General features: G+C 34.6%; 21 protein-coding genes and 1 tRNA gene. 14 read left to right on the forward strand and 8 right to left on the reverse strand.

The features are described 5' to 3' along the window. The first annotated feature begins 21 nt into the window (after positions 1–21). The 9 genes from recA (at position 22) to BUB87_RS05875 (ending at position 9,335) form a co-directional block, all read left to right on the forward strand. The gene (gene recA / locus BUB87_RS05835) at positions 22–1,065 is read left to right on the forward strand and encodes a recombinase RecA (protein WP_073342794.1); all 1,044 of its coding nucleotides are present in this window, start codon (positions 22–24) and stop codon (positions 1,063–1,065) included. Between the two features lie 14 nt (positions 1,066–1,079). Continuing rightward, entirely contained in the window at positions 1,080–1,514 is a 435-nt protein-coding gene (locus BUB87_RS05840) for a regulatory protein RecX (protein ID WP_073342724.1), read from the forward strand. Positions 1,515–1,557: 43 nt separating this feature from the next. Next, positions 1,558–3,117 (forward strand): ribonuclease Y, encoded by a 1,560-nt coding sequence (gene rny / locus BUB87_RS05845; protein WP_073342797.1) that lies wholly within the window; start codon positions 1,558–1,560, stop codon positions 3,115–3,117. A gap of 203 nt (positions 3,118–3,320) precedes the next feature. Further along, positions 3,321–3,581 carry a stage V sporulation protein S gene (locus BUB87_RS05850; RefSeq protein ID WP_073342726.1) on the forward strand — a complete coding sequence of 87 codons (261 nt, stop codon included), beginning with the start codon at positions 3,321–3,323 and terminating at the stop codon, positions 3,579–3,581. 75 nt (positions 3,582–3,656) lie between these two features. Next, positions 3,657–4,478, forward strand: a complete 822-nt coding sequence (locus BUB87_RS05855; protein ID WP_073342729.1) for a PHP domain-containing protein — start codon at positions 3,657–3,659, stop codon at positions 4,476–4,478. A 10-nt stretch (positions 4,479–4,488) separates the two neighbouring features. Continuing rightward, positions 4,489–5,682: a pyridoxal phosphate-dependent aminotransferase gene (locus BUB87_RS05860; RefSeq protein ID WP_073342731.1), complete on the forward strand. Its 1,194-nt coding sequence runs from the start codon at positions 4,489–4,491 to the stop codon at positions 5,680–5,682. A 3-nt stretch (positions 5,683–5,685) separates the two neighbouring features. Then, positions 5,686–7,107: an adenylosuccinate lyase gene (gene purB, locus BUB87_RS05865; RefSeq protein ID WP_073342734.1), complete on the forward strand. Its 1,422-nt coding sequence runs from the start codon at positions 5,686–5,688 to the stop codon at positions 7,105–7,107. A gap of 74 nt (positions 7,108–7,181) precedes the next feature. Next, positions 7,182–8,042, forward strand: coding sequence for an AAA family ATPase (locus tag BUB87_RS05870; RefSeq protein WP_073342737.1), 861 nt, complete (start codon positions 7,182–7,184; stop codon positions 8,040–8,042). Positions 8,043–8,054: 12 nt separating this feature from the next. Continuing rightward, positions 8,055–9,335 (forward strand): methionine gamma-lyase family protein, encoded by a 1,281-nt coding sequence (locus tag BUB87_RS05875; RefSeq protein ID WP_073342739.1) that lies wholly within the window; start codon positions 8,055–8,057, stop codon positions 9,333–9,335. Here the strand turns inward: BUB87_RS05875 and lexA are convergent. Continuing rightward, on the reverse strand, positions 9,315–9,932 hold the full coding sequence (lexA, locus tag BUB87_RS05880) for a transcriptional repressor LexA (protein WP_073342742.1): 618 nt from the start codon (positions 9,930–9,932) through the stop codon (positions 9,315–9,317). The genes BUB87_RS05875 and lexA overlap by 21 nt on opposite strands. Before the next feature lie 47 nt (positions 9,933–9,979). After that, positions 9,980–10,927: a tyrosine recombinase XerC gene (locus BUB87_RS05885; protein ID WP_073342745.1), complete on the reverse strand. Its 948-nt coding sequence runs from the start codon at positions 10,925–10,927 to the stop codon at positions 9,980–9,982. Between the two features lie 134 nt (positions 10,928–11,061). Here BUB87_RS05885 and BUB87_RS05890 point away from each other — a divergent pair, with 134 nt between their 5' ends. The 5 genes from BUB87_RS05890 (at position 11,062) to BUB87_RS05910 (ending at position 17,472) form a co-directional block, all read left to right on the forward strand. Further along, positions 11,062–11,868 carry an undecaprenyl-diphosphate phosphatase gene (locus tag BUB87_RS05890; RefSeq protein ID WP_073342747.1) on the forward strand — a complete coding sequence of 269 codons (807 nt, stop codon included), beginning with the start codon at positions 11,062–11,064 and terminating at the stop codon, positions 11,866–11,868. Positions 11,869–11,906: 38 nt separating this feature from the next. After that, on the forward strand, positions 11,907–12,716 hold the full coding sequence (locus tag BUB87_RS05895; RefSeq protein WP_073342751.1) for a flagellar motor protein: 810 nt from the start codon (positions 11,907–11,909) through the stop codon (positions 12,714–12,716). Positions 12,717–12,722: 6 nt separating this feature from the next. Beyond that, entirely contained in the window at positions 12,723–13,487 is a 765-nt protein-coding gene (locus tag BUB87_RS05900; protein ID WP_073342753.1) for an OmpA/MotB family protein, read from the forward strand. A gap of 359 nt (positions 13,488–13,846) precedes the next feature. Further along, positions 13,847–15,643 carry an ABC transporter ATP-binding protein gene (locus BUB87_RS05905; RefSeq protein WP_073342755.1) on the forward strand — a complete coding sequence of 599 codons (1,797 nt, stop codon included), beginning with the start codon at positions 13,847–13,849 and terminating at the stop codon, positions 15,641–15,643. Continuing rightward, positions 15,640–17,472, forward strand: a complete 1,833-nt coding sequence (locus tag BUB87_RS05910; protein ID WP_073342758.1) for an ABC transporter ATP-binding protein — start codon at positions 15,640–15,642, stop codon at positions 17,470–17,472. Before BUB87_RS05905 ends, BUB87_RS05910 begins: the two co-directional genes overlap by 4 nt. Positions 17,473–17,590: 118 nt before the next feature. Here the strand turns inward: BUB87_RS05910 and BUB87_RS05915 are convergent, their stop codons facing one another. The 6 genes from BUB87_RS05915 to miaA form a co-directional block, all read right to left on the reverse strand. Further along, positions 17,591–18,283 (reverse strand): DUF554 domain-containing protein, encoded by a 693-nt coding sequence (locus BUB87_RS05915; protein WP_073342760.1) that lies wholly within the window; start codon positions 18,281–18,283, stop codon positions 17,591–17,593. Between the two features lie 536 nt (positions 18,284–18,819). After that, positions 18,820–18,892, reverse strand: a tRNA-Thr gene (locus tag BUB87_RS05920). Positions 18,893–18,944: 52 nt separating this feature from the next. Beyond that, a complete protein-coding gene (gene rnhA / locus BUB87_RS05925; RefSeq protein ID WP_073342763.1) occupies positions 18,945–19,391 on the reverse strand; it encodes a ribonuclease HI in 447 nt (148 codons plus the stop codon). Between the two features lie 17 nt (positions 19,392–19,408). Beyond that, entirely contained in the window at positions 19,409–20,212 is an 804-nt protein-coding gene (gene proC / locus BUB87_RS05930) for a pyrroline-5-carboxylate reductase (RefSeq protein ID WP_073342766.1), read from the reverse strand. A 1-nt stretch (position 20,213) separates the two neighbouring features. Continuing rightward, positions 20,214–20,471 carry an RNA chaperone Hfq gene (gene hfq, locus BUB87_RS05935; protein ID WP_073342769.1) on the reverse strand — a complete coding sequence of 86 codons (258 nt, stop codon included), beginning with the start codon at positions 20,469–20,471 and terminating at the stop codon, positions 20,214–20,216. A 55-nt stretch (positions 20,472–20,526) separates the two neighbouring features. Further along, positions 20,527–21,468, reverse strand: a complete 942-nt coding sequence (gene miaA, locus BUB87_RS05940; protein ID WP_073342772.1) for a tRNA (adenosine(37)-N6)-dimethylallyltransferase MiaA — start codon at positions 21,466–21,468, stop codon at positions 20,527–20,529. Positions 21,469–21,475: the final 7 nt, after the last annotated feature.

Here is a 21,475-nt window from a genome sequence, read left to right on the forward strand (position 1 = left end):
GAGAAAGGGTGTATTAACATGATGGATAATAAACAAAAAGCATTGGAAATTGCTATTAATTCCATTGAGAGGCAGTTTGGCAAAGGTTCCATAATGCGGTTAGGAGACGATCGCTCAAGGTTAAATGTAGAGGTTATACCTACGGGGAGCCTGGATCTGGATATAGCATTAGGAGTCGGTGGGATCCCCCGTGGGCGAATTGTAGAGATATTTGGCCCTGAGTCATCTGGTAAAACTACCATTGCGCTACATATTATAGCACAAGCACAAAAACGTGGAGGTATAGCCGCATTTATTGACGCGGAACACGCATTAGACCCCTACTATGCTCAAAAAATCGGTGTAAATATAGAGGATCTCCTTGTATCACAACCTGATACTGGCGAACAGGCATTGCAAATAGCTGATGAATTAGTAAGAAGTGGTGCTGTCGACGTAATCGTTATAGACTCCGTAGCAGCATTAGTTCCAAAAGCAGAGATAGATGGCGATATGGGAGATTCTCACGTAGGTCTTCAGGCAAGACTTATGTCCCAGGCTTTAAGAAAATTGGCAGGAAATATAAGCAAAACCAAATGTGTAGTTATCTTCATCAATCAATTAAGAGAAAAAGTTGGTGTAATGTTCGGCAACCCAGAGACAACTCCAGGAGGCAGAGCTCTAAAGTTTTATGCGTCGATAAGACTTGATGTTAGGAAAGTAGATTCGGTTAAACAAGGCACCGAGGTAGTCGGTAATAGGACAAAGATTAAAGTGGTCAAAAATAAAGTTGCGCCTCCTTTTAAGGTGGCAGAGTGTGATATTATATACGGAGAAGGTATCTCAAGAGAGGGCGATATTCTGGATATAGGCGTGAATATTGATCTGATTAATAAAAGTGGAGCATGGTTTTCTTACGGTGATATAAAGCTAGGTCAAGGCAGAGAAAATGCTAAACAATTTCTAAAAGATAATCCTGAGATAGCCGATGAAATTGAACAGAAGATACGGGAAAACTTTAATCTAGCCTATTCTAAAAACAAGACGTCTTCAGAAGATGAAATTATTGACATCCAGCCTGAATAAATGTGGTGTTTAAAATGGAGGATTGTTTAAAAGAGATTTTTGATTTGTCTCTGCGATACTTAATGCACAGGATGAGAACAAAGCGAGAAATGGTAGATTATCTAAAAAAGCATTTATACGATAGTGAAGTTATAGACCAATGCATTTCGATGTTATGTGCTTATAACTATATCGACGATGAAGAATATTGTAAACATTATATTGAATATAGTAAAGAAAAGTTAAAAAGTATGAAACAAATATATTACGAATTAATGCAAAAAGGTGTAGATAAACATATTATCACCAAATATCTAATAGATTATGACGAAAACGAAATTATTTTCAAATTGTTGAATAAAAAGTCATTATGGGAAAGGTATAGAGACGAACACAAAATTATTAATTATCTATTGCGTAAAGGATTTCAATATGAAAATATAAAAAAAGTGCTTAAAGAGGCAACTTGACATAGGTTTCCTAATAGAGTAAAATATGATTATATGCCATTATATGAGGAGGTGTTATGATATAAACGACGTAATAACGATGGTATTAATAATTGCAGTTGGAATAATAGCCTTTATTCTAGGTTATTATATAAGAAAGTATATTGCCGAATCTAAGATAAGAAATGCTGAAGAAGAAGCTAAACGAATAATTGATGAAGCCGGGAAAAATGCCCAAGCAAAGCAAAGAGAAATGCTCTTAGAAGCAAAAGAAGAAATCCATAGACAAAGGAATGAACTAGAAAGAGAAATCAGAGATCGTCGAGCTGAACTTCAACGCTTTGAAAAACGATTAATTCAGCGAGAAGAGGCTCTTGATCGAAAAAGCATGCAGTTAGAGTTGAAAGATGATGCTCTAAATAAGAAAACTAAAGAAATAGAAAGATTGCAAAGTGAAATTGAAGAATTGTATAAAAAAGAAATTCAGGAATTGGAAAGGATCTCTCAGCTGACGACGGAAGAAGCAAAAAACTTGTTGCTAAAAGAAATTGAAAATGATGTGAAACACGATGCAGCAATTATGATAAAAGATATTGAACAAAAAGCCAAAGAAGAAGCTGAAAAAAAAGCGAGAGAAATTATAGCATCTGCTATACAGAGATGTGCGGTAGATCATGCAGCTGAAACTACTGTATCAGTGGTAAATCTTCCTAATGACGAAATGAAAGGCAGAATCATTGGACGAGAGGGAAGAAATATAAGAGCCCTGGAGACCCTTACAGGTATAGATCTTATTATAGATGATACTCCTGAGGCAGTGATTCTATCTGGATTTGATCCTGTAAGACGAGAAATAGCTAGGATTGCATTGGAAAAGTTAATTGCAGATGGAAGAATCCATCCAGCAAGAATAGAAGAAATGGTTGAAAAAGCAAAAAAAGAAATTGAAATAACTATACGAGAAGAAGGAGAACAAGCAGTATTTGAAGTTGGACTTCACGGAATACATCCTGAATTAGTTAAATTATTAGGAAAGCTTAAATATAGGACAAGTTATGGACAAAATGTTCTAAAGCATTCTATAGAGGTAGCTCAATTAGCTGGTTTAATGGCTGCTGAGTTAGGAGTTGATGCTAATCTAGCAAAACGGGCAGGTTTACTTCACGATATAGGCAAGGCAGTGGACCATGAAATGGAAGGTTCTCATGTAGCACTAAGTACTGAGTTGGCCAAAAGATATCATGAGTCTCCAGCTGTCATTCACGCAATAGAAGCACATCACAATGATGTAGAACCTAAAACTATCGAAGCAATCTTAGTGCAGGCAGCAGATGCTATTTCAGCAGCAAGACCTGGTGCAAGGCGTGAAACATTAGAAGCTTATATAAAGAGATTAGAAAAATTAGAAGAGATTGCTAATTCATTTCCTGGCGTAGATAAAGCTTATGCAATTCAGGCAGGAAGAGAAATAAGAATAATAGTAAAACCAGATGAGGTAGATGATAATATGGTAGTACTGATTGCAAGGGATATTGTTAAAAAGATTGAAAGCGAATTAGAGTATCCCGGTCAGATAAAAGTTAATGTAATAAGAGAAGTAAGAGCAATCGAATACGCCAAATAACAGCAAGAATTATAGAGTTGTGCTCATTTAATCAAGCACAACTCTATAATTTATTTCATCCATCTTGATGAATACAGCAAAGTTTTGTTTATACTATATATGCGGCATTGGGTGTCTGAATAAAAAATAATTTAAAATAAGCAGGATTTATAAAAGATGTATAGAATATTTATTATATAAGTTAATGAGGGGGGCAATTTCTAATGGAAGTGTTAAAAGTATCAGCAAAATCTAGTCCAAATGCCGTAGCAGGAGCATTAGCCGGTGTTTTAAGAGAAAAAGGGGAGGCGGAGCTCCAGGCTATTGGGGCAGGTGCGCTTAATCAGGCCGTGAAAGCGGTTGCAATAGCAAGAGGCTTTGTAGCACCAGGAGGAATTGATCTCGTATGCATACCAGCCTTTACAGATATAGAAATAGATGGGGAGGAAAGAACCGCTATAAAGTTAATTGTAGAACCAAGGTAAAAAAACGTTAACCTGCTTGATAAAGCAGGTTAAATTTTTTATTTTTATATTATAAAGAATGAGGAGATATGGTATATGAAGAAAGCAGATTTACACATACACACAAATGCTTCTGATGGAGTTTTAAGTCCTACTGAAGTTGTTAAATTGGCTTCAAAAAACGATATAGATGCGATTGCTATAACAGATCATGATACCATTGATGGTATAGAAGAAGCTATAAAAGCTTCTAATATTTATGGTGTAGAGGTTATACCTGGAATAGAAATAAATTCTGAAATAGACCTTGAAGATGTTCATATTTTAGGTTATTATATTAACTATAAAGATGCAAGATTAATAAAAACACTTGCAGATTTAATACGGCGCCGAGAAGAAAGAGCACAAAAAATTGTAAAGATATTAAACGATATAGGCCTTTACATAAGCCTAAAAGACGTTAAAGAATGGGGAGGTAAGTATATCGGAAGACCTCACATAGCTAAAGCGCTTTTGCATTATGGTTATGTTAGTTCTGTCAAAGAAGCATTCGAAAAGTACCTTGGAAGAGGTTGCCCTGCGTATATACCCAGGACAAAATTGTCGCCTTATGATGCTATAAATATCATAAAAAAGAGTGGAGGAGTACCAGTGCTAGCACACCCCGGTTTATTAAAATCATATGACATTATAGAGGAGTTGGTAAAAGCTGGTTTGAAAGGCGTGGAAGTTTATCATACAAAACATGATTCTGAGCAAATAAAGGATATTATAAATATAGCAAAATGGTATGATCTGATAATAACAGGTGGATCAGATTTTCATGGCATTGATGACAATTTAAATGTAACAATAGGTAGCGCAACTATTCCTTATGATGCGATTGGATTATTAAAATCAATGAGTGAAAAGGAGTGAAAAATAAGTTATGATATTATCTAGAAAATCCTTAAATATTTCTGAATCCTCTACTTTAGCTATTACTGCTCTTGCTAATCAGCTAAAAGCGAAAGGTGTAAACGTCATTGGTTTTGGTGCTGGTGAACCCGATTTTGATACACCTGACTATATAAAAGAAGCTGCTATAAAAGCAATAAAAGATGGGCGTACTAAATATACACCTGTTTCTGGTATTCCCGAATTGAAAGAAGCTATTATAAATAAATTCAAAATTGATAATAATCTTGAATATAAGACATCACAAGTTTTAGTATCTAATGGTGCTAAACATTCCTTGTATAATGCTATGCAGGCATTATGTAATCCAGGCGATGAGGTTTTGATACCTACACCTTATTGGGTTACGTATCCAGAATTAGTTAAAATGGCGGATGCTACACCTGTATTTGTAAGGTGTGACCATACTAAGGATTTCAGATTAGATTTAGATGACCTTAAAGCTAAAATATCTCCAAAAACTAAAGCCATCATAATAAATAGTCCTAACAATCCTACTGGTGCCGTATACCCTCAGGAAGATCTTGAAGAGATCGCTAAACTAGCGATTGCTCATGATTTTTATATCATATCTGATGAAATATATGAGGAATTAATATATGACGGAAGAAAACATATAAGTATTGCATCGCTTGACCGTGAAGTAAAGGATCATACAATAGTAGTAAATGGAGTTTCAAAAGCTTACTCTATGACAGGTTGGCGTATAGGTTATGCCGCTGGGCCAGAAGAAGTTATTAAAGTAATGACGAATATTCAGAGCCATGCTACTTCTAATCCAAATTCTATCGCCCAATATGCCAGCTTAGCAGCACTTCGTGGTAATAAAGATGATGTTTATATGATGAGAGATGAATTTGAGCTGAGAAGGAATTACATGGTTCAAAGGATCAACAATATAAAATATCTCTCATGTAATATGCCTCATGGAGCTTTCTATATTATGATGAATATTCAAGAACTAAAAGGTAAGGTTATTGAGGGAAATGTAATAAATTCTTCTGAGGACGTAACAAAATTATTATTAGAAAAAGCTAATGTAGCAGTGGTTCCTGGTGATGGATTTGGTACTGATGATTTTGTACGATTATCCTATGCTACTTCTATTAAAAATATTAAAAACGGCCTTGATAGAATTGAAGCATTTATTAGTTCGGAGGTGTGAACATTGCATGAATATTATCAAAACCCGCTGATAACAAGATATGCATCAAGGGAAATGAAAGAGAATTTTTCGGATAGGAAAAAGTTTATTACCTGGCGAAAACTGTGGGTAGCATTAGCAGAAGGTGAAAAGGAATTAGGATTACACATTACTCAGGAACAAATTGATGAATTAAAGGCTCATGTAGAAGATATTAATTATGATGTAGCTATAGCAAGAGAAAAAGAAGTAAGACATGATGTTATGGCACATGTTTATGCGTATGGTTTGCAGTGTCCAAAGGCAAAACCTATAATTCATCTTGGGGCTACTAGCGCTTATGTGGGAGATAATGCCGATATAATAATATACAGAGATGGCCTTAACATTATCAAGAAAAAACTTATAAACGCTATGAATGTATTGACGCAATTTGCATTAAAGTATAAGAATTTACCTACTCTCGGTTTTACTCATTTTCAACCGGCACAATTAGTAACAGTAGGCAAAAGGGCATCGCTTTGGTTACAAGATTTACTATTGGATTATCAGGACCTGGAATATAGAATAGCAAACATGAAATTGCTTGGTGTAAAAGGAACTACAGGAACACAAGCAAGTTTTATGGAATTGTTTAATAATGATCATGAGAAAGTAAAAAAATTGGAGGCTATCGTAGCCGAGAAAATGGGGTTTAAAGAAGTATTTCCTGTTTCAGGTCAAACATATACGAGAAAATTGGATAGCCAGATTCTTTGGGTTTTAAACGGTATAGCCCAGAGTGCCCATAAATTTAGCAATGATATAAGGCTTTTACAACATTTGCGAGAGGTTGAGGAGCCTTTCGAAGAAAAACAGATAGGTTCTTCTGCCATGGCGTATAAGAGAAACCCAATGAGAAGTGAGAGAATGGCTTCGCTGTCTCGATATGTTATAACTCTTTCGCTAAATCCTGATTTGACTGCTGCAGAACAATGGTTTGAAAGGACACTAGATGATTCTGCAAATAGGCGTATATCCATACCGGAGGCATTTTTAGCTGTTGATGCTATACTTACCCTCTATATAAACATTGCTAGCGGTTTAGTGGTCAATGAAAAAGTTATAGCAAAGCATATAGAAGAAGAATTGCCATTTATGGCAACAGAGGCAATACTAATGGAAAGTGTAAAAAACGGAGGCGATAGGCAAGAACTCCATGAAAAAATAAGACAGTATTCTATGGAAGCTGCTAAAAGAATAAAAAATGGTTTAAACAATAATTTACTTGAAAATATAAAAAGCGATCCGGAGTTCAGAATACATGATTTCGATAGCCTAATTTCTCCAGAAAAATTTATAGGGAGAGCACCTGAACAAGTAGAAGAATTTATTGAAAACATGATTAAACCTGTCTTAGACAAAAACAAAGATTTGTTAGGCATAGAAGCCACTGTTGAGGTTTAATAATTTATGTAACAACACGCCACTTTTTTGCATATAACAATTATCAGTGATCTCATATGTAAAGAGGTGGCATTATGAGATATTTGGGCAGATTTGGTTTTTCTGCATTTCAAAACTTTGACAATAATGACAAACCCAATAAGTATGAAGAATCAGACCTAAATCTTGATGATTTGATTGGCCTTGATGTAGTAAAAAAGACTATAAATGAAATAAAGGCTTTTTGTATAATACAGAATAAACGGAAATCAATGGGGTTAAAGAATCAATCGTTGGTACTTCATATGATTTTTAAAGGAAATCCCGGAACAGGCAAAACCACTGTCGCTCGGATTTTAGGTAAGATTTTTAAGGAAATTGGCATATTGGAAAAGGGACATGTGGTTGAGGTAGACAGAGCAGATTTGGTAGGTGAATATATAGGACATACGGCCTTAAAAGTAAGAGAAAATATAAAAAAGGCATTAGGTGGAATTTTATTTGTTGATGAGGCGTATTCGTTGGCGCGAGGAGGGGATAGAGATTTTGGCAAGGAAGCTATTGACACTCTTGTAAAAGCCATGGAAGACCATAAGAACGAATTTATTTTGATTCTTGCTGGTTATACCAACGAGATGAATTGGTTTATGGAAATAAATCCTGGATTGAAATCGCGATTCCCCATACAAATAGACTTTCCAGATTATACTCTTGATGAGTTAATGCAGATAGCTTTAAAGATGTTTCAAGATAGGGAGTATGAGTTGGCCGAATTATCTAAAAAAAAACTGTTACATATTTTAAGTCATAAGTACTCTTACGATAGTGGCAATGCTAGAACTGTAAGAAATATTGTTGAACTATCAATACGGAAACATGCTATGAGGATTGTAAACAAAACTAATTTAAAAAAAGATGATTTAATATTAATACAGCCCGAAGACATTACAGAGTAAGGAGTAGTTAAAGTGGATATACGAAGGTATTTTGATATATCAGAAAAATTAATCGAAATCTCAAAAGAAGTCGAAAATTCTATTAAAAGTAGTTTTCATAAAATTGAAAGTATAAAAGAATATAATATATATAAGGTATTACATGCGTTTCATGCAAACAAAGTAAGTGAATCTCACTTTTATTCAAGTACAGGTTACGGATATGGTGACTTGGGCCGCGACGTTATTGATAAGCTTTATTCAATGGTCTTTGATGCTGAAGATGCTCTAGTAAGGCCGCATATTGTATCAGGAACCCATGCTATAACCATATGTTTATTTGGTATATTACGACCTGGAGATGAAATTATATCAATTACCGGTAAGCCGTATGATACTCTAGAAGATGTTATAGGTATAAGCAATAAATCTAATATAGGGTCTCTAAAGGAATTTGGTATTTCTTATAAGCAAGTTGATTTGATTAACGGAAAAGTAAATTACCAAGGTATCAAAGATGCTATATCTTCGAAGACAAGATTGGTCATGATTCAGCGTTCTAAAGGGTACAATTGGAGGCCTTCTCTTGGGATTAATGAAATTCAGCGCATCATTGATTTTGTCAAAAAAATCAAATCGGACATTGTTTGTTTTGTCGATAACTGCTACGGCGAATTTGTGGAAGATAAAGAACCTACTTCTGTTGGTGCCGATATAATTGCTGGTTCTCTCATAAAGAATCCTGGTGGAGGTTTGGTTAAATCTGGTGGTTATATCGCAGGGAAAAAAGAGTACGTAGAGATGGCTTCATATAGATTGACGACTCCTGGCACGGGTAAAGAAGTTGGTTCAATGTTAGGAACTAATAGAGAAATTATTCAAGGTTTATTCTTTGCCCCGCATGTGGTAGCTGAATCCTTAAAATCAGCAATATTTGCATCAAAATTATTTGAGACATTAGGTTTTGAAGTTAATCCTAAATGGGATGATTTTAGAACCGATATAATACAAGTAATAAAGATGAAAAATGAAGAAGGTTTAATATCGTTTTGTCAGGGCATACAAAAAGGCTCTCCAATTGACTCTTTTATACTACCTGAACCATGGGATATGCCGGGTTATAATGAAAAAGTTATAATGGCAGCGGGCACCTTTGTGCAAGGTTCTTCTATAGAATTAAGTGCTGATGCTCCTTTAGTTGAACCATACTATGTGTACCTTCAAGGAGGTTTACTATACGAACAGGCTAAAATAGGGATATTGTACGGAGTTCAGGAAATGCTAAATAAAAAATTATTGAATCTTCCTGAATAAACCTACGACTTTTCCTAATATAGTTACTTGGTTTGTAATAATGGGTTGCATGGAGGGATTCTCTGGTTGCAACCTTATATTATTTTTTTCTTTAAAAAATCTCTTTACTGTCGCTTCTTCTCCGATCATTGCAACGACAATATCTCCATTATCGGCAGTCGCTTGTTGCTTTACTATTATATAATCACCATTTAGAATTCCTGCATTTATCATGCTATCTCCTTGAACAGACAATATATAAAATTTGTCTTTATCAATGTAACCATTTATAAGTTCAATCGGTATAGGTATCTCTGTTTCAACGTTTTCTACTGCTAAAATTGGAGCGCCAGCCGTTACTTTGCCTATCAATGGTATTGTTACAAAACCAGCTTTTTCTTTTAGATTATCAACAATTTCTATTGCTCTGGGTTTTGTAGAATCTCTTTTTATATATCCTTTACGCTCAAGTCTTTCCAAATGGCCGTGTACTGTTGAAGTTGATTTAAGGCCTACCGCTTCACATATCTCTCTAACAGAGGGTGGATAGCCTTTTTTGTAGAGATATTGCTTTATATAATTTAAAATTTGAGTCTGTCTATCTGTTAATTTTTCCAAAGTAAGATCACCTCAAAAACTCTTTTTATATAACAATTATAACACACTTAACCATTTGAGAGAGGATTTTTATTAACAGCATCTCTTATTTTTTTATCATCAATATGGGTATAAATTTGGGTTGTAGATATATTTGCATGACCTAAAAGATGTTGCAAAGTTCTTATATCTACGTCACCATATTTATACATGAGGGTAGCAGCTGTATGTCTCAATTTATGTGTGGAGTACTTCTTTGTATTTAAGCCGGCTGCTTTGATATATTTTTTTACTATATACTGCACAGTTTTTGCGCTTATACGTCTCTTGTTTCTGCTCAAAAATAGTGCATTTTTATCTTTTACGCCATCCTGCGGTCTTACTTTCATGTATTCTTTTAATGCCTTAATACATGCATTATTTAGGTAGACTGTGCGTTGTTTATCTCCTTTTCCTATAACGGTTAATGTATCATCTTTTATATCTTCGAGGTTGATACCAACAAGCTCCGATAAACGAAGGCCGCAATTTAAAAAAATAGTGAGAATTGCTTTATCCCTCTCTTTATAAGGGCCTTCAACGCTATTAAGTAATTCCTTACTTTCATCTAGCGTTAGGTAAACGGGTTGGCGTTGACTGATTTTTGGAGATTCTAGTTCTCGAGTCGGGTCATTATCTAAAACGTGAGCTTTATTAACTAAGTACTTAAAATATGCCCTAAGACTGGCAACCTTTCTTGCTCTAGCGCGCGCACTATTATTTCGTTTATTCGTAACATATGATAAAAATGCATAAAGATCGCTTAAAGTTATAGTTTTTAAAAAATCATAATCTACTTCGTTTACATCAATACTTTCAATGTCTATACTATTTGAGGAATTATATTTCTTATACCACAACATATATCTTAAAAATAATTGAAGATCATAAAAATAGGCTTGAACGGTATTAGGCGACTTAGCTCTTATTGTTGAAAGATAATTCAAAAAATCATTTAATACATTTGGATATTGCATAAAATCACCCCTTTTACTATTCTATAACACACATCATATTACTGCAAGTAATTCAAACAATTTTAACTTGAATTGCTTACGTATATACTGTAAAATTAATGATGAATTTTATAGAAAAGGGGAATATAGCAATTATGATTATGTTGTTTAAAGCATTTATTATGGGTATTGTAGAAGGGCTCACTGAGTTTCTACCTATATCATCAACAGGTCACCTCATTATTGTTGGTAATCTTATAAATTTTAAAGGCAAATTTCAAACAATGTTTGAGATAGTGATACAATTAGGAGCTATTCTTGCCGTAGTATATTATTACAGGAAAAAGATAGGGAAGTCACTTAAAAATTTAAAACCTGGGGAGTGGGGATATAATTTATGGTATAAAATAGTTATAGCATTTATTCCATCTGCTCTTATTGGAGTATTATTAAATAATTATATAGAGAAGTATCTTTTTTCGCCTTTTACTGTAGCAATTGCAATGATTGTAGGTGCCTTTATGCTGTTGATCGTCGAATGGGCTTTTAGTAATTACAAAATAGATAATATAGATGAAATTGACACAAAAAGATCTTTTTTAATAGGTATTGCTCAATGCTTTTCATTATTTCCAGGCATGTCTAGGTCTGCATCTACAATAATGGGGGGCATGATCGCAGGTCTGTCTACTCGAGCAGCGGCAGAGTTTTCATTCTTTTTGGCTATACCAACTATGATTGCTGCAACAGGATTTTCGTTAGTAAAAAATATTGCGGCTATGACAACAACTGAATGGGAAGCATTGACAGTAGGCTTTATTATGTCATTTATAGTCGCATTAATTGTGGTAGATAGATTCCTAACGTACTTAGGGAAACATTCGCTAAGGGCATTTGCGTACTATAGATTAATTGTAGGTATTTTGATGATTGGTTTGGTTCTTTCGGGGATAGTAAAGTAGCAAAAAAGTGATCTTTAAACAAAAGAGGAGTGGAAAGGATGGATATATCTACATTATTAGGATTAATCATAGGTTTTGGGTCCTTAATATTAGCTTTTATTATAGAAGGAGGAAAAGTAGGTTCACTAATTGTTGGTAGTGCTGCTTTAATTGTTTTCGGTGGCACTATAGGTGCTGTTATGATATCTTTTAAAATAGAGGATTTTATGAAAATTCCGGGCCTTTTAATTAAATCTTTTACAAAAACAAACAAAGACATGTCAGAGTTAATTGAAACTATTATATCTTTAGCAAAAAAAGCCCGGCAAGAAGGTCTTTTAAGCTTAGAAGAAGAGTTAAAAAGAAATGATTTGGACAATTTTTTAAAAAGAGGACTTACACTCGTTATAGATGGCTTAGATATAAATTTAATCAAAAATATGATGGATTTAGATATGTATTTATTTGAACAAAAAGTAAAAAAAGAAGTAAGTATTTTTCAGTCAGCAGGTGGATATGCTCCGACTATGGGTATAATCGGTACAGTAATGGGTCTTGTTCATGTGTTGGGTAATTTGTCAAGTCCAGATAAACTGGGCCCTTCTATTGCAGTAGCATTTATTGCAACCCTTTATGGCGTATCAAGTGCAAATTTGTTTTGGTTACCGATTGCAGAAAAACTAAAGCAAAAAGCAGAATCAGAAAGATTAGAAAAAGAACTTATAACTGAAGGAATTTTGTCAATACAACAGGGAGAAAATCCTAAAATCATCGAAGAAAAGTTATTTGTATTTTTAGAAAACAACAAAAAAACTAAAGAAAGTGTAAACAGAGCAGGCATAAACGAAAATATATTCGATGAGAGGTAATAAAGTATGGCATATAAAAAAAATAATCCATCAGAGGAAAAAAATAATCTTGAAAGATGGCTTCTTACATATTCTGACTTAATTACGCTTTTAATGACATTTTTTATAGTTATGTATTCTCTTAGCAATATAAATCTTAATAAATTTGTACAACTGGCAAATTCTTTAGGACTCAGTCTTGGTTCTAATTACGTGATAGGAGATAAATCAAGCAGTTTGCCAATTAATAATAACATCGTGACCAAAAATACTAAAACACAGCCAAAGAGCGATATCGGTGAAAATAGTATCGAAGAAAAATTACAATCTTATATTAAATCCAATCATTTAGATTCATATATAACTTTGTATAGCGACGAAAGAGGTGTTGTAATAAGCCTGCAAGAACCACTTTTATTTAATTTAGGATCAGCAGATGTTTTGCCTCAAAGCCGCAAAATAATTGATAATATATCAAAGGTTTTAAAAACAATTCCCAATTATATAAGAGTAGAGGGATATACTGATGATATACCTATAAATAATGAAAAATATAAGTCTAATTGGGAATTATCAGCGGCAAGGGCTACCAATGTTATTCAAGTTTTAGTAGAGGATGGCATAAATCCCGAAAGATTAATAGCTGTAGGATATGGACAATACAAACCTATCGTTCCTAATACTAGCGAAGAAAATAGAAGGAAAAACAGAAGAGTTGATATAGTAATAATGAAATCAGATTACAATAAATGGGAACCTTATAGCAAATCAACGTCAACAATAAACCATTAAATCATTAATAAAGGTCTATTCTGCTGTGGACAATCCCTTCGAGTACAGTGCTATTATTTTTTCTTCAATACTAGAAATATCTATTTGATATTTAGTAGGGCATCAAAGTTCCATTTATATCCAAGGCCTTTTTCTTTGATTAATTCTCTAATTTGCTCTTTAAGCAGTAAGCTCAAAAAGTCTCCCCCTTTTCTCCAGTGTGCAACTATAAATAAATGGAAATTAATATCGTTAAAATCACATTCGCTATATACTTAAATATCTTTAAAAAAACTTGATTTTGTTGATATTATATTTTACAATATAAAAAAATAAATAAATTATTATTAATAGTTCACGGGGAAAACAGGGGGGAGAAAATGATTATTGAGAAAAGGAAATACGGTGTTTTTGATATAATAAGAATACCTCTTAAATGTGCACCGGTTCTGGGAATAGTAGTTGGTTTGGAAATACTGCTCGCCGGTATTGTACCTACTGTACAGGTGGTTGTAACGGCAAACTTTATAGATACAGCCATATCTATTGTAAAAGAAAAAACTAAAATGGGTGCGATATACCCATCACTCATCGCTGTTGTAGCTTTAATAGCCTATTCGTGGATCTCAAATGCCCTTGCGAAATTCGCACAGGTACGCTTGGAAATTGCTATTCGGGAAACCTTCCGCACAGCCATTACAGAAAAAAGAGCTAAACTTGCATATAAGCATGTGGAAAACCATGACACGTGGGATTTGATATCCAGGATATCCAAAACACCCGAGCAGCAGATAAAAAATGCATATATAGATTTTATGTATATGATATCTATTTGTCTGAGAATCGTTGGAATTTTAGGGTTGCTCATAACTCATGTCTTGTGGGCAGCTTTGCTGATATTTATAGTATCTGTCCCGCTGTTATCTCTGGCCATAAAAAGCGGAAAAGCAAACTATGAAGTCAACAGGGAAGTAACAAAGTATACAAGGAAATATGAATACCTGGCAGAAATACTTACTGGAAGGGAAGCGGTTGACGAAAGGACTCTTTTCGGATATGGCAAAAAATTGAGCGATATCTGGTACGATCAATATGAAACCGCTCGAAAAATAACCTATAAGACCAGCAAAAAATGGTTCATAAAGATGAAAACCGGAAGTATTATTACAGCCTTCGTATCTGTCATCATTATATTGGTTCTTCTAAATCCCGTGTTGACAGGGGCAATTTCACCAGGTATGTTTATGTCACTGGTAAACGCTGTCTTTGGATTGGTTCAGATGATGTCATGGTCTTTTACCTATTCTATGGACCAGTTAGCTAAGAATGTGGAATATTTGAAGGATTTGACCAAATTTGCAACCCTTGAAGAAACTCTAGGGGCAAACGATAAACCTGTTGTGACACCGCCAGAATTTCGTTCACTGGAATTTAAAAATGTGAGATTTAAATATCCCGGTACTGATAATTATATACTGGATGGGATATCTTTTAGGATAGAAGCCAATAGACATTATGCCTTTGTTGGCATAAACGGTGCCGGCAAAACCACCATAATAAAACTCATTACAGGCCTTTATAATGATTTCGAAGGAGATATTTATATAAATGATAAAAGCATTCGCGAATACAGTCAAAGCCAGTTAAAAGCGCTATATTCCATAGTCTATCAGGATTTTGCAAAATACTATATCACGCTGAAGGACAATATCGGCGTTGGCAATATAAATCGTATATATGATGAAAATATTCAAGCGGATATACACAATGTCATTGATCGCGTCGGATTAAGCCAATTGGTAAAAAAACTGCCAAAGGGGATTGATACACCGCTGGGGAAAATTAAGGAAGGCGGTGTTGACGTATCCGGTGGTGAATGGCAGCGTATAGCTATGGCAAGAGCTTTGATGAAACCCGCTCCTCTTTTGATACTGGATGAACCCACAGCGGCCCTTGATCCCATAAGCGAAAGCAGGCTATATGAGGAATTTGGGCAAATCAGCAGAGATAAGACCACAATATTTATAAGCCATAGACTGGGTTCCACAAAACTGGCTGATGAGATACTTGTTATCGGAGATGGAAGAGTGTTAGAAAGAGGAACCCACAGACAGCTTATGGAGTTAGGCGGAGTATATGCCAAAATGTATGAGAGTCAAAGGAGTTGGTATGAATGATAGTGATAAAACCAAATATAAGTAAAAAGCAAAGAGATATAACGCTTTTTAGGATTATAATCAAGCTTTTGCCTCTTGTATTAGCGGCCAGCCCTTTGTTGTTTATAGCAAGTAATATCATCGCTATTATACACGGTGTATCATGGGCTTTTATTACATATGTATCGCAAAAATTTTTTGACTCTATTACAGGAGCGATTGCAGGAAAAGTAAAAATAAGCACAGTTCTCTGGATGACACTGGCACTGGGATCAGCCACCATCGGAGCACAAATTCTTAATGGTTTACACAACTTTATAGGGGATGTATTTGACAAAAAAGTATATGGTGTTTTACACATGCATATTAATCAAAAAGCGTCGCGGTTAGATCCCATATCCTATGAAATCCCGTCAACCCTTGATGATATAAACAAAGCAAACTTAGGTATGTCCAACAGCTTAGGACTTATATCTATTGGCATGACTATATTTACATTTTATTTGCCCTATTTTTTGTTTATGAGTTTTTACTTATTTTCATTAAAGCCGATACTGGCATTGTCTATTCTTCTGGTTTTTATACCTGTTGCTATAACACAGCTGATACGCGGCTCTGTCTTTGCTAAACTGGAAGATGAATCCGCTCCCATACGCCGTGAATATGAGTATTATGAGCGATGTATATGCGACCGCGATTATTTTAAAGAGACTAGAATATTGGGAGCCTTTGACTATTTCAAAGATTTATATCAATCAGCCTTGGCTCTTCTCGGCAAAAAGACATGGAAGGCCGAGTACAGGACAGGACTTATGGAGCTTGGCATGAGAATGGTAACCCTTACAGGATATATGGGCATTTTATATCTCCTTTTTACAACGCTTCTGAAAGGTGAGATAAGTGTAGGCGCTTTTGCCGCTATCTTCGCCTCAATAGGAAGCATGTTTAGTATTATGGAAGAAGTTATTTGCAGGCACATCGGTGGGATGATGCATGATCTGGGCACAGTAAGAAATTTTATCAGGTTTTTGGATCTGCCTGAAAGGAATGGCAAAGATATGACCATCGACGCCAACAGCGGCATTGTGCTGAAGAATGTGTCCTTTCGCTATCCTGAAGCAAATTCCGATTCACTGACAGACATCTCCCTTGAAGTGAAAAAAGGTGAGACTATTGCAATAGTGGGAGAAAATGGAGCCGGAAAGACTACTCTTGTCAAGCTTATGATAGGACTTTACCTGCCTACAGAGGGAAGTGTAGTTATCGGAGGCGTTGACACAAGGGATGTCTCTGCAAGCTCTATTTATAAAGGTATATCGGCGGTATTCCAGAAGTTTCAGAAATATAAAATGACTCTGAGAGAAAATATAGCTATAAGCGATATGTCATCATATGAATCGGGAAGGGAAAAAACAGTCTATGAAAGCAAACTTGAAAATGCCGCTCAAAAAGCTGATCTGGACATAAATGAAGAGAGTTTCCCGCAAGGGTATGAAACCATGCTTTCCCGTGAGTTTGACGGTGTTGATCTATCAGGTGGGCAGTGGCAGAGGATCGCCATTGCGCGGGGCTTCTACCGGGCCCATGGCATGATTGTTCTCGATGAACCTACTGCTGCCATTGATCCAATAGAAGAAACAAATATCTATAAAAAATTTGCAGAGATATCCAGAGGCAAAACCTCTATCATAGTAACACACAGATTAGGCTCTGCAAAGATAGCCGACCGGATTATTGTGATGGATAAAGGCAAAATAGTGGAAATAGGAACCCACGATGAGCTCATGAAGGCAAAGGGCAAATACGCAGAGATGTTTAATGCTCAAGCTCAGTGGTATGTGTCACAATAGCCTTTTAATATTTCTATTTAAAGCTAAGCCTCGATCCAATTATACGAAATAACTATTTCGTATAATTGGCGGAGTTAAAAAATAAAATACACAATAGGTGTAGATATTTCGAATAATCTCATATATGAAAAATCATAGTTATTAATTGATATATAATAGGTATAAATATTGCCGGAAGTAAATTACCTACTTTTATATTTTTTATTTCAAGCATATTTAAAGAAATGCCTAATATTAAAATTCCACCGATTGCTGACATATCAGAAATCACAGGGTTTGTTAGAAGAGTCTTTAAAGTTGATGCTAATAATGTTATAAGACCCTGATATGCAAAAACCATTAAAGATGAAAAAATCACTCCAATTCCAAATGTTGATGCAAAGATAACTGATGCGATACCGTCTAACATCGACTTTGCATATAATATACTATGATCCCCGACAAGGCCATCTTTTAAAGCACCAACAATAGCCATCGCACCAACACAAAAAATTAAACTAGCTGTAATAAATCCCTTAGTTATATTTACATCTTTATCATTGCCTATTTTATTTTGCACCGCAGTACTTATTGTATTTAAGCGATTTTCAATATCAATTGCCTCGCCTATTATTCCTCCAATAACAAGACTTATAATAACCAATAATAAATTATTATATTTTAAAGCATTATATAATCCGATAATCATGACACTTAATGATAATCCTTGCATAATAACCATTTTGAACCTTTCAGGTATACCCTTTTTGAGAAATATCCCACAAGTACTTCCCACTAAAATTGCCACTACATTGACCAGAGTTCCTAACATTTTGTCTCCCTCGCCCTTCTTACATATAATTCTTATTCATACCATCTCGGATTTCTCAGTTTCCCCCATTCAATTATCCGCGCTATAGCCTCTCCGGTTATTTTGAGTCACATTATAATCCCCTTTTCTTGTCGAATTCTATTCCGCGCCGCTGTGTTGAAAGAACTCACACAGTTTAATAATCCTTCCCTTTAACCTGCTTTTTTCTTTTCTATATATTTTCTCTTTTAGGTCATTTTTCTGCTTTTTACTCTTTTAAAACTATAATACATCAGTAAATATTAAAATATCAAGTGCCACAACAATATTAAAATTATAGAAAAAAATATAGTATGCCATATAAACAATGCTTATAAAGTAAAAGTGCAGAGAGAAGCAATAAAAAAATTGGGGGATTTACTTAACCGATTGGTATACCCCCTCTTTTTTATTCAAACTTTATATTTCAATATATTTGAATAAATTTTTGTTAGAAAAACATCAGAAATTCAACTCATTATTATTTTTTAATATTTCTCCGACCCGCATAAATAATAAGCTAATGAAGGGACTCGAACCCTTGACCTGCTGATTACGAATCAGCTGCTCTACCAACTGAGCTACATTAGCAAATAACACATCAATTACGCACTTAATATTATAATATAAATTATAGTGTTTATCAAGTAGAAATTTTATGTTTTTTTATTTCGCTCGTTGCCAGCTTATCACACCTATTATTGTATTCATTATCGGTATGGCCCTTTACTTTTACCCATTTAATACGATGTTTTGAAGAAAGATCCAAAAGCTCTATCCATAAATCTTTATTTTCAACAGGTTGTTTATCTGCTTTTATCCAATTTCTTTTTTGCCAATTTACTAACCAATTTTGGTTAAAAGCATTAATAAGATAACTGCTATCGCTGTACAACGTAACATCACACGGTTCTTTAAGAGACTTTAAAGCTTCAATAGCCGCTTTTAGTTCCATTCTATTATTTGTTGTAAGATCCTCATACCCAACGATTTCTTTTTTATGCTCATTATATATCAAGATGGCAGCCCAGGCACCAGGGCCTGGGTTACCACTACAGGCACCATCAGTATAAATGGTAACTTTTTTCAAACATACCACCGCTTAATTTATAGCGTTTTTGACTTTTTGACACAAGATATTACTGCTTCTATCACCGCAGATCTAAAGCCATTCCTTTCTAATTCTCTCACTGCTTCTATGGTAGTCCCGCCTGGAGAACAAACCATATCTTTTAAAACTCCAGGATGCTTACCTGTTTTTAAAACTAATGCTGCAGAACCCATAACAGCCTGTGCGGCTATTTGGTAAGATATATCCCGCGGTAACCCAGCATATACCCCTGCGTCTGCTAATGCTTCAATAAACATAAAAACATAAGCAGGACTACTTCCACTTATCCCTGTAATAGCATCCATATACTTTTCGTCTACTTCCACAACTAATCCCAATGTTGTTAAAAGTTCTTTGATATGCAAAAATTCATCATCCTCTATAGGACCCTCTGCAGTCATTGCAATAACACCTTGACCAATTAATGCAGGTGTATTAGGCATTAACCGAATGATCTTCGCGTCAGCTTTTATAAACCTTTTTATATAATCAATACTTTTACCGGCAACTATTGAAATCAATATCTTACTACCTGAAATCTTATTGGATATTTCGCTAAGTACTTTTTCGACTACATCAGGTTTTACAGCCAATATAATTTCATCACATAACTCTGCTAATTCAACACTATTTGATGCTATATTGATATCGTATTTTTCTTTCATGGTTTTAAGTCTCTCATTTGATACATCATATACCCAAATATTATAACTAAGTACCTTTCGCGATTCTACAAATGATGCCAAAATCGCACTACCCATATTGCCGCAGCCAATGATGCCTATTTTTCTATCGGACATTTTACTCACTCTTTTCGGTCTTTTCGTTATTATTAAAAACAACACTTTTTGCAGGAGATATTGTAGAAATAGCGTGTTTATATACCAGTTGTTGTTGCTTGGATTCATTTTCAAGAACTATAGTAAAGTTATCAAATCCCTTTACAGTTCCTCTCAGTTGGTAACCACTCACAAGATAAATAGTTACTGGTATATGCTCTTTTCTTATCTGATTTAAAAACACATCTTGTAAATTTATTGCTTGTTTTGTATTGTTCATTTAACAAACCCCCAATTTCATAATTATATGCATAACATCGCGTATATTTTATATTCTATCTCAAATTGTATTTTTCTGCAACTAATTCTAAAATGTTTTTTATAATTTCTTCTTTGCTACTAAATTGATCTACATAAATCCAATGAATTCTCTTATCCCTTCTAAACCACGTAAGCTGTCTTTTAGCATATCTCCGCGTATTTCTTTTTAAGGTATTTATAGCTTCTTCCAGTGTACACTGTCCATCTAAATATCTGATAATTTCTTTATACCCAAGACCTTGCATTGCTATCATATTGTCTTTGTAACCTTTTTCACAAAGCCATCTGACTTCATCTACAAGACCTGCTCTGATCATTTTATCAACTCTTGCTTCAATCCTATTGTATAATTTTTCTCTATCCATTGTCAAACCGATCATAAGTACGTCGTAATCAGGGTTAGGACGATTTTGGGTTGTAAGCTGATAATAGGATATCGGTTTGCCTGTCAATTTATATACTTCTAGTGCCCTAATTATTCTTCTTATATCATTTGGATGTAACCTTGCAGATGTAATCGGATCAATTTCCCTTAGTTTGTTATACAGATACTCATTTCCATACATCTTAGCTTGTTCCTTTAACTCTTCTCGCAGTCGCCAATCAGCGGTAGATGAAAAATCCATTATATTGATGATAGAATTAACGTATAATCCCGTTCCTCCGGTTAAAATAGGCATATGTCCTCTTTCATGTATTTCTTTTATAATCTTGCTTGCCATCTCTTTATAGAGTGCTACACTGAATTCCTGATCTGGCGTTATAATATCTATCATAAAGTGAGGAACTCCTTTTCGCTCCTCTATGGTAGGCTTAGCTGTTCCTATATCCATATACTTATATATTTGCATAGAATCTGCAGAGACAATTTCACCATTTAGCCTTAAAGCAATATCTATAGATATTTCTGTTTTACCCACTGCAGTTGGTCCTACTATTACTATAAGTGGAATCATTTGATAC

Origin of the sequence: Caldanaerobius fijiensis DSM 17918 (genome assembly GCF_900129075.1) — a bacterium.
In the GTDB taxonomy this organism is placed as follows: Bacteria; Bacillota; Thermoanaerobacteria; order Thermoanaerobacterales; family Caldanaerobiaceae; genus Caldanaerobius; species Caldanaerobius fijiensis.

Coding starts and splice junctions, on each gene's coding strand:
- BUB87_RS05870 (WP_073342737.1), top strand. CDS start 7,182: ATGAGATATTTGGGCAGATTTGGTTTTTCTGCATTTCAAAACTTTGAC.
- BUB87_RS05900 (WP_073342753.1), top strand. CDS start 12,723: ATGGCATATAAAAAAAATAATCCATCAGAGGAAAAAAATAATCTTGAA.
- rny (WP_073342797.1), top strand. CDS start 1,558: ATGAGGAGGTGTTATGATATAAACGACGTAATAACGATGGTATTAATA.
- hfq (WP_073342769.1), bottom strand. CDS start 20,471: ATGAACAATACAAAACAAGCAATAAATTTACAAGATGTGTTTTTAAAT.
- BUB87_RS05895 (WP_073342751.1), top strand. CDS start 11,907: ATGGATATATCTACATTATTAGGATTAATCATAGGTTTTGGGTCCTTA.
- BUB87_RS05890 (WP_073342747.1), top strand. CDS start 11,062: ATGATTATGTTGTTTAAAGCATTTATTATGGGTATTGTAGAAGGGCTC.
- BUB87_RS05915 (WP_073342760.1), bottom strand. CDS start 18,283: ATGTTAGGAACTCTGGTCAATGTAGTGGCAATTTTAGTGGGAAGTACT.
- BUB87_RS05850 (WP_073342726.1), top strand. CDS start 3,321: ATGGAAGTGTTAAAAGTATCAGCAAAATCTAGTCCAAATGCCGTAGCA.
- BUB87_RS05905 (WP_073342755.1), top strand. CDS start 13,847: ATGATTATTGAGAAAAGGAAATACGGTGTTTTTGATATAATAAGAATA.
- BUB87_RS05840 (WP_073342724.1), top strand. CDS start 1,080: ATGGAGGATTGTTTAAAAGAGATTTTTGATTTGTCTCTGCGATACTTA.
- BUB87_RS05860 (WP_073342731.1), top strand. CDS start 4,489: ATGATATTATCTAGAAAATCCTTAAATATTTCTGAATCCTCTACTTTA.
- BUB87_RS05855 (WP_073342729.1), top strand. CDS start 3,657: ATGAAGAAAGCAGATTTACACATACACACAAATGCTTCTGATGGAGTT.
- recA (WP_073342794.1), top strand. CDS start 22: ATGGATAATAAACAAAAAGCATTGGAAATTGCTATTAATTCCATTGAG.
- BUB87_RS05885 (WP_073342745.1), bottom strand. CDS start 10,927: ATGCAATATCCAAATGTATTAAATGATTTTTTGAATTATCTTTCAACA.
- BUB87_RS05910 (WP_073342758.1), top strand. CDS start 15,640: ATGATAGTGATAAAACCAAATATAAGTAAAAAGCAAAGAGATATAACG.
- proC (WP_073342766.1), bottom strand. CDS start 20,212: ATGTCCGATAGAAAAATAGGCATCATTGGCTGCGGCAATATGGGTAGT.
- miaA (WP_073342772.1), bottom strand. CDS start 21,468: ATGATTCCACTTATAGTAATAGTAGGACCAACTGCAGTGGGTAAAACA.